Consider the following 8,401-nt stretch of genomic DNA (forward strand, 5'->3'; position numbering starts at 1 on the left):
ACCGAGCAACACGGAGCCGAAACGAACAAGAGCCGGATGGATTTCCATCCGGCTCTTCTTGTCAGGCACAGCGGGGTACGTCACGTTCGTGATGCAAATCGCTCAACCCGCTCGGTTTCTCCAAGAACAATCAGCAAGTCATCCTTCTGCACCACCGTGTTTGCCTGTGCATAGGTGAAGGTCTCCCCCGGGCGCTTTATGCCGACAACCGTAACGCCGTGCGCCTGGCGTATCTGCGCTTGCTCCAGGGTTTGGCCGATTATGTCCGACGGCGCGCGCGTCTTGACCATGGCGAAGTCATTGTCGAGGTCGACAAAGTCCATCATCTTTCCAGTGAGGATATGGGCGACCATCTGGCCCATCCGCGCCTCAGGATAAACGACGTTCTTCACCCCGATGCTCTTGAGGATCTTGCCGTGACGTTCGTTCGTCGCCTTGGCCCAGATGGTTGGCACGCCGGCCTCGATCACCGCCAGAGCCGTCAGGATACTCGCCTCAAGGTCCGACCCGATCGCCACGACCACGGTCTTGAACTCGGCAATGCCCAATTGGCGCAGGGCTTCGGGATTGGAGCAGTCGGCCTGCAGAACATGCGTCAGAAGGCCGGCCGCTTCCTGGACGCGTGTCGCGTCCTCATCGACACCGAGCACTTCATGTCCCATGCGGATCAGCGCCGACGCCACTGAATTGCCGAAGCGTCCCAGGCCGATGACAAGAACCGTCTCGGCCTTTCCGAAAGAATGTCTAGCCAACGATAGGTCGCTCCTCTGGATAGCGGAAAGCGGTACGGCCGCGGCCCATGGCCAAGGCCGTCGCGATGGTAATGGTCCCCACCCTGCCCACGAACATCAGCATAATCAGCACCAGTTCTGCCACCGGTGGCAACTGGCCTGTGATGCCGGTGGATAGCCCCACCGTGGCAAAGGCGGAGATTGTCTCGAACAGTACATCGGTCAGAGAGTGTTCGGTCACCGACAATATGGTCATCGTACCGATGGCAATCAGCGACAGCGACAGCAGCACCACGGTGAGGGCCTGTCTTTCGATGGGCGTACCGATGCTGCGCCCGAACAGCGCCGCCTCGCGCTCTCCCTTGGCCTCCGACAAGACGACGATGCCAAGGATGAAGAACGTGGTGACCTTGATGCCGCCGGCGGTGCCAGCACTGCCGCCACCGATGAACATCAGCACATAGGTTACGGCCAGCGTCTCATCGGACAGCGCACCGGTATCGAGCGCATTGAACCCGGTCGTGCGTGTCGTCACCGATTGGAAGGCGCTGTTGAGCAGTTTGTCGGCGATACCCATTGGCCCCAGCGTTGCCGGGTTGTGCCATTCAACCAGAAGTACGGTGACAAAGCCGACAAGCAGTAGGACTGCAGTACCCCAAAGCGTGATCTTGCTATGCAGGGTCCAGTTCTGCGGACCAGTCGACTTGCGCCCAAGCCGATGACGCAATTCGTGGATCACGGGGAACCCAAGCGAGCTGAAAATAATGGCTAACATGATCGGCAGCAGGAACAGCCAATCTCTCTGGAACCCGATCAAACTGTCCGAATAGGTCGAAAAGCCGGCATTGTTGAATGCCGAAACGGCGTGGAACAGGCCGTGCCAAGCGGCCGATCCCCAGTCATGGCCGTAGAAGAAATGCAGCCGCAGCGTCAGCACCAGCGTCAGCAGGCCCTCGACCACGACGGTGACCAGAAAGATCAGGCGCAGCACGCTGCCCCCATCGGACATGTCGAAATGGCTGCGCTCGGTCTGGGTGCGCAAACGGTCGCTCAGCCGAAAGCCTCGACCGGCCAGCAAGCCCAGCAACGTCGCCGCGGCCATGATGCCAAATCCACCGATCTGGAACAGGGCAAGGATCACCCATTGGCCAAAGGAGGACCAGTAGACGGGAGTATCGACCACGATCAGGCCCGTCACGCACACAGCCGATGTTGCGGTGAACAGCGCCGTCAGGAATGGGGTAAATGTGCCTTCCGTGCGCGCTATGGGCAGCATCAGAAGGATCGTGCCGAGGGCTATGACGACCAGGAAGGCTGTCGGCACCAACCGGGTGGGATGAGTCAGTCGAGGGGACACAGCGGCACTTTCGAACGCCAAATTCGTCGGCGCGGGGGTTGTCTGCCTGTCCCGGTCAAATAGCAACCCCTGATGTGCAAGCCTGCCTTGCGCCCGTCGCCTACCCCCTCAGCCCCGGCGCTTCCTGCCCGGTGGCCACGACATATTCGCTATAGCCCCCGCCATAGGCGTGCACGCCCTCCGGGGTCAGTTCCAGCACGCGATTGGAGAGCGCGGCGAGGAAATGCCGGTCGTGGCTGACGAACAGCATGGTGCCCTCGAAATTGGCGAGCGCTTCGATCAGCATCTGCTTGGTCTGGATATCGAGATGGTTGGTCGGCTCGTCCAGCACGAGGAAATTGGGCGGATCGAACAGGATCAGCGCCATGGCCAGCCGCGCTTTCTCACCGCCTGAGAGCACCCGGCATTTCTTTTCGATGTCGTCACCCGAAAAGCCGAAGCAACCCGCCAGTGCCCGGAGCGGCGCTTGGCCCGCTTGTGGAAAGGTCGTTTCCAGCATCTGGAAAATCGTCATGTCGCCATCGATGACGTCCATGGCGTGCTGGGCGAAATAGCCCAGCTTGACGCTCGGGCCGCGTGATACCGATCCAGCATCCGGCTCTGCCGCCCCGGTCACCAGTTTCAGAAGCGTTGATTTGCCCGCGCCATTGACGCCCAGAATGCACCAGCGCTCGCGCCGGCGCACATGGAAGTCGAGCCCGTCATAGATGGAGCGGCTGCCATAGGCTTTCTTGACGCCCTCGATCCGCACAATATCTTCGCCCGAACGCGGCGCCGGGCGGAATTCAAAGGCCACGGTCTGCCGCCTTTTGGGCGGCTCCACCCGGTCGATCTTGCCGAGCTTCTTGACCCGGCTCTGCACCTGGGCGGCATGGCTGGCGCGCGCCTTGAACCGCTCGATGAAGGCGATCTCCTTGGCCAGCATGGCCTGTTGCCGCTCGAACTGGGCCTGCTGGTTGCGATCGGCGATCTCGCGCTGGCTCTGATAGAAATCGTAATCGCCGGTGTAGCTGGTCAGCACCCCCGCATCGATCTCGATGATCTTGTTGACGATCCGGTTCATGAAGGCCCGGTCGTGCGAGGTCATCAGCAGGGCGCCGGAATAGGTCTTGAGGAAGTTTTCCAGCCAGATCAGGCTTTCCAGGTCCAGATGGTTGCTTGGTTCGTCCAGCAGCAGCACGTCGGGTTTCATCAGCAGGATGCGCGCCAGGGCCACGCGCATCTTCCAGCCGCCCGAGAGCGCGCCGACATCGCCCGCCATCATCTCCTCGGAAAAGCCGAGGCCCGCCAGAACTTCGCGTGCCCGCCCGTCGAGCGAATAGCCATCCAGTTCCTGGAAGCGGCCCTGCACCTCGCCATAACGCTCGATGATGGCGTCCATCTGGTCGGCCTTGTCCGGGTCGGCCATGTCGGCCTCCAGCACTGCCATTTCGGCCATCAGCGCGCTGACCGGCCCGGCCCCGTCCATCACGGCGCTGACCACCGATTGCCCGCTCATTTCGCCCACATCCTGGCTGAAATAGCCAATGGAGGTGCCCCGATCGACCGAGACCTGCCCTCGTCGGGTGGCTCCTCGCCAGTGATCATCCGGAACAGCGTGGTCTTGCCCGCCCCATTCGGGCCGACCAGCCCGATCTTCTCGCCCTTCTGCAGCGCCGCCGAGGCTTCGATGAAGACAATCTGCTTGCCGTTCTGCTTGGAGATGGATTCGAGACGGATCATGGGGCGGCGGCCTGCGATTGAACAATCGGCCCTGCGCGCTTCGCCGGTTCAGGGGGAAAGCGGATTGGGGTCCGACACTGCGGAGAATGACGCCGCTCCTAAAGCATTCCTGGCAGGTCCGGGCAAGCCCGCCACGGATGCGTCAGCCATGCATTGGACGAAGCGGGCAGGTCTGCCCCTACTCCGCCACCTCATAGCGCTCGTCCCACCAATCCTTCCACTGTGTCTCCAGCGCCGCGAACTGTTCGTCCGACAGGTCATAGGTGGTGATCAGCACCGACCCGCCGCCACGCGGGCGCTTTGGCGATGTGCCCATGTCGGAGACCACGATCAGCCCATTGCCGAACTGCTCCACCAGCAGCGCCGTCTGAAAATGCGTGGTGTACCAGACCAGCCCGCGGGCATTGGGCCCCGGCGCCAGCGATGCCGTGTAGGGCCGGCCGGGCTTGTAGCCGGCCACATCGCCCAGCCCCAGCGCGGCACTCGGCTCGCCGACACCCGGTTTTGCCGCGCCCGAGAGATAGATGGTTCGCCGCGCTTCACCCGGATGCAGTTCCAGCGCCAGGCGCAATTGCTGGAAAAAATTGACCCAGCCTTCGCGAATGTCCTCATAGGCGCCTTCCCAGTCGAGCGGCGCCCCGCCATCGCGCATCAGCCGAAGCCGCGTGCTGCCGCCTTCTTCGGTCAGCTCGATGGCGTCGCTCGACCCCTCCCATTCGCCGAATTGCACCTGGTGCTGGCTGGCATCGGCTGCCGCGTGGTCAAGGAAGATGAAACGGATTTCCTCCTCAAGGCTGGGCGCATCCCAACCGAACCATGTCGCGATCAATTCGGGATCGCGCAGCGCCTCCCAGACCGTCTCAATGGGTGCTGCAATGGTGATGTCGACAACCACTTGCCGCGGATCGGAATTCTCGCTCATGCGGATGCTCCCTGATCAGTGGATCAATCCCATTCGATCAGGAATCGGGCCCCATCAAAAGCAAAAAACCCCGCCACGGCTGCGGCGGGGTTCGAGTGTAACGCCGAAGCGTGTCGCGACTATTCGTACTTGATGTACTTTTCGCGGGCCACCAGGAACGGCATGTCCGTGCCTTCGGTGCGGGTGCGCAGCAGGTTGAAGGCGGAGATGAAGCTCTCGGCCACTTCCTTGGTCAGCGGATCGCCGCCTTCGCGGATTTCCGAGATCAGCTCCATCGACGCATTGGCGCCGGCCTCGATGATCTCCTCGGGGAACTGGCGCACATTGACACCATGTTCATTGACGAGAGCCTGAAGGGCGCGCGGGTCATTGGCGTACATGTCCGAGGACACATCGTCATAGGAAGCCTGGGCGGCGATACGGACGATCTCCTGCAGGTCTTCGGGCAGTTCCTGGAACTTGGCCTTGTCGACCACGACTTCGGTGGCCAGACCCGGCTCGACAAAGCTGGGGAAGTAGTAGTTCTTGGCCACCTGGTGGAAGCCCAGGGCCAGATCGTTATAGGGGCCGACGAATTCGGCAGCGTCCAGCGTGCCCGACTGCAGCGCGGCAAAGATTTCGCCGGCTGCAAGGTTGGTCACCGAAGCACCCAGCTTGCTCCACACCTGGCCGCCAAGGCCGGGAGTGCGGAAGCGCAGGCCCTGGATATCGGCAACGCCGGTCAGCTCGTTCTTGAACCAGCCGCCAGCCTGGGTACCGGTATCGCCCGACAGGAAGCCCTGCACGCCGAACTGATCATAGATCTTGTCCCAGATTTCCTGGCCGCCGAGATAGCGCACCCAGGCGCCCAGCTCGCGGTTGGTCATGCCGAAGGGCACGCCGGTGAAGAAGCTGAGGCCCTGGCTCTTGTTCTGCCAGTAATAGGCCGCGCCGTGGCTCATTTCGGCCGACCCGTCGATGACCGCGTCCAGCGCCTGCAGGCCGGGCACCATTTCACCGGCCGCGAACACCTGCACGGTCAGACGGCCGCCCGAGGCCTTGGTGATGCGATCGGCCAGGCGCTGCGCGCCGACGCCCAGACCGGGGAAGTTCTTGGGCCAGGTGGTGACCATGCGCCAGGTGATATTGCCCTGGGCGATCGCCGGCGTGGCGAGCGTCGTGGCCGCGGCAGCAGCGCCGATGGTGGCAACCGAAGCCTGCTTGAAGAATTCGCGTCTTTTCATTGGATATCCTCCCAGACAGAAAAAGTGCGACACAAGGGGGCCGCATCATTGTATCCGCATGCTCGCCGTGGAAACGGATTTCCGAGACATGCGCGCGCCTTAGAGATAACGGAGTTGGCGATGCTGTCCAGTGGCAGCGCCCCGGCCCGGCCTGTTTCGCGGCCGGGACTACCCACTACTACGCAGGGCGGGCCGCCAATTCGTGCTATTATCTGCGCCCGATGGAGGCTGGCGCCCATGAATTTCAGACAGAAGATCCTCGCCCTTGCCGTGGTGCCGCTGGTCCTGGCGATCCTGGCGATTACCGCTCTTGTGACCCAGCAATCGACCGAATTGTCACGGGCGAGCCTGGCCACTTTCGAGCGCAGCCTGCTCAAGGCCAAGGAGAACGAGCTTCTCAACCTCACCAATATGGCAATCTCGGCCATTTCCGGCATTTACGAAGCCGCTGGTCCAGATGACGAGGCGGCCAAGCGCCAGGTGCAGGAAATCCTCTCAAGCCTGGACTATGGACCGGACGGCTATTTCTTCGCCTATGATTATGATGGGGTGAACATCGTCCATCCGCGCCAGCCCTTCCGGCGTGGCCAGAACTGGATGGACCTCACCGATCCCGACGGCAATCGCGTCATCTACTACCTGATCGAGCGCGCCAAGGAAGGCGGCGGCCTGCATCAGTACAAGTGGGAGAAGCCCTCGACCGGCACCGTGGCCGACAAGCTCTCTTTCGCCGTGGGTCTGGAAAAATGGGGCTGGATGCTGGGGACCGGCGTCTATCTCGATGACGTCTATGCCCTGACCGCGGCGGCCGAGGCGGACCTGATCTCCCACATCAACACCACCTTCCTCATCGTGGCGGCCATCACCATTCCCAGCGTCATCGGGGTGTTCCTGGCCGGCTTCATCATCACCATGCATGAGCGGCGCCTGGCGGATGGCCGATTGAAGGAGCTGACCCAGCGCGTCATCGACGCCCAGGAGGAGGAGCGGGCGCGCATTGCAAGGGAATTGCATGACGGCATTTCCCAATCCATGGTGGCGGCCCGCTACATGCTCGACCTTGCCCTGGCCAAGGTCCGGTCAGGGGCGGACGACACGGCCGCGATCATCGAGCGGGGCGCCAAGGGCCTCAACAGCGCCATCAAGGAAGTGCGCCGCATCTCCCACGATCTGCGACCGGGCCTGCTCGATGATCTGGGCCTGTCGGCGGCGCTTGAGGCCCTGACCAGCAATTTCTCCGAGCGCACCGGAATTGCGGTCGATTTGAAGACTGTCGCCTTCAAGAACGTGCTCCTGCCCGAGGCGCGCACGGCGCTTTATCGTGTGGCGCAGGAGGCGCTAACCAATATCGAGCGGCATGCCCAGGCCAGCGAAGTGCGCATCGTGCTCACCAGCAGCGGTGGAGGCGCGCAACTGCTGATCGAGGACAATGGCCGCGGCTTTGCCGATCGCGACGGCAAGGGCCGGTCCGGCGGGCTGGGCCTGCGCAACATGCAGGAACGCATGGAGCATTTCGGCGGTTCGCTGGACGTCCGGACGTCGTCCCGTGGTACGACGCTGCGCGCCCGCCTGCCCAAATCCATCTACCTCCTCCCCAGAATCGAACCGGTCCCGGCATGACATCGCCCAACCCCATCCGCGTCATCATCTGCGATGACCACCCCCTGGTGCTCGAAGGCATTCGTTCCGTGATCGAGACCTATGACCATATCCGGGTCGTCGGCGCCGTTGGCTCGGCAAAGGCCGCCCTGGCCCTGGCCGAGAGCGATGGGGCAGACGTCGTGATGCTCGATATCAACATGCCCGAATTGAGCGGGCTGGATGCTGTCGAATTGTTCCGAGAGCGGCTGCCGCGGACGCGCCTCCTGATGCTCTCCATGCATGACAGCCGGGAATATATCTCGACCGCGGTCATGTATGGCGCCTCCGGCTATATTCTCAAGGACGTCTCCACCAGCGAGATCATCAATGCCATCGAGACGGTGGCCAGCGGCGGCACCTATTTTTCCTCGGGCGTGGCCGACGCCATCCTCAGCAAGAGCGCCAAGCCGGCCGCCAATATGCCGCTCTCCACCCGTGAACAGGCGGTATTGCTGCTGCTGGCCCGGGGCCAGTCCAACAAGGACATTGCCGCCAGCCTCGATATCTCGGTGCGGACGGTCGAAACCCACCGCAAGCACATCAAGAAAAAGCTCGGCATCGCCACCACGGCGGGCCTCACCCGCTATGTCATCGATCACGGCCTGATCGGTCCTGAGGAGGACTGAGGGGTCCGACCATGCGGCCCTTGTTCATTTGTTCACTGCGGCTCGCGCCTCGCCATTCGAGCCTTGTTCGCTCTGATCGCGCCACTGGCGCGATCAGCCCTTTGGGACGCTCCAAGCTCATCATGGCCTGCTCGCTTCAAATCGCGCCACTGGGGAGATTTCGCCTTCGGCACGGCTCC

The 8,401-nt window shown here is 62.5% G+C and carries 6 protein-coding genes and 1 pseudogene; 2 read left to right on the forward strand and 5 right to left on the reverse strand.

Annotation, left to right across the window (positions count from 1 at the left end):
- Positions 1-80 precede the first annotated feature (80 nt).
- The 5 genes and pseudogenes from QZ564_RS18385 to QZ564_RS18405 all read right to left on the reverse strand — a co-directional run bounded on the left by QZ564_RS18385 (position 81) and on the right by QZ564_RS18405 (position 5,955).
- Complete coding sequence (locus tag QZ564_RS18385; protein ID WP_297113238.1) at positions 81-752, reverse strand: TrkA family potassium uptake protein; 672 nt, start codon at positions 750-752, stop codon at positions 81-83.
- A complete protein-coding gene (locus QZ564_RS18390) occupies positions 745-2,088 on the reverse strand; it encodes a potassium transporter TrkG (protein WP_297113240.1) in 1,344 nt (447 codons plus the stop codon). Before QZ564_RS18390 ends, QZ564_RS18385 begins: the two co-directional genes overlap by 8 nt.
- A gap of 100 nt (positions 2,089-2,188) precedes the next feature.
- Positions 2,189-3,810: pseudogene (locus QZ564_RS18395) on the reverse strand (ABC-F family ATP-binding cassette domain-containing protein).
- 178 nt (positions 3,811-3,988) lie between these two features.
- Complete coding sequence (locus tag QZ564_RS18400) at positions 3,989-4,732, reverse strand: SRPBCC domain-containing protein (protein WP_297113242.1); 744 nt, start codon at positions 4,730-4,732, stop codon at positions 3,989-3,991.
- Positions 4,733-4,851: 119 nt separating this feature from the next.
- Entirely contained in the window at positions 4,852-5,955 is a 1,104-nt protein-coding gene (locus QZ564_RS18405) for a TRAP transporter substrate-binding protein (RefSeq protein WP_297113244.1), read from the reverse strand.
- Between the two features lie 237 nt (positions 5,956-6,192).
- Between QZ564_RS18405 and QZ564_RS18410 the strand changes: the two genes are divergently transcribed.
- Positions 6,193-7,575 (forward strand): cache domain-containing protein, encoded by a 1,383-nt coding sequence (locus tag QZ564_RS18410; RefSeq protein WP_297113246.1) that lies wholly within the window; start codon positions 6,193-6,195, stop codon positions 7,573-7,575.
- Positions 7,572-8,222, forward strand: a complete 651-nt coding sequence (locus QZ564_RS18415; RefSeq protein ID WP_297113248.1) for a response regulator transcription factor — start codon at positions 7,572-7,574, stop codon at positions 8,220-8,222. Before QZ564_RS18410 ends, QZ564_RS18415 begins: the two co-directional genes overlap by 4 nt.
- The last annotated feature ends 179 nt before the right edge of the window (positions 8,223-8,401 follow it).

It is taken from the genome of uncultured Devosia sp. (assembly GCF_913055165.1).
Taxonomy (GTDB): Bacteria; Pseudomonadota; Alphaproteobacteria; order Rhizobiales; family Devosiaceae; genus Devosia.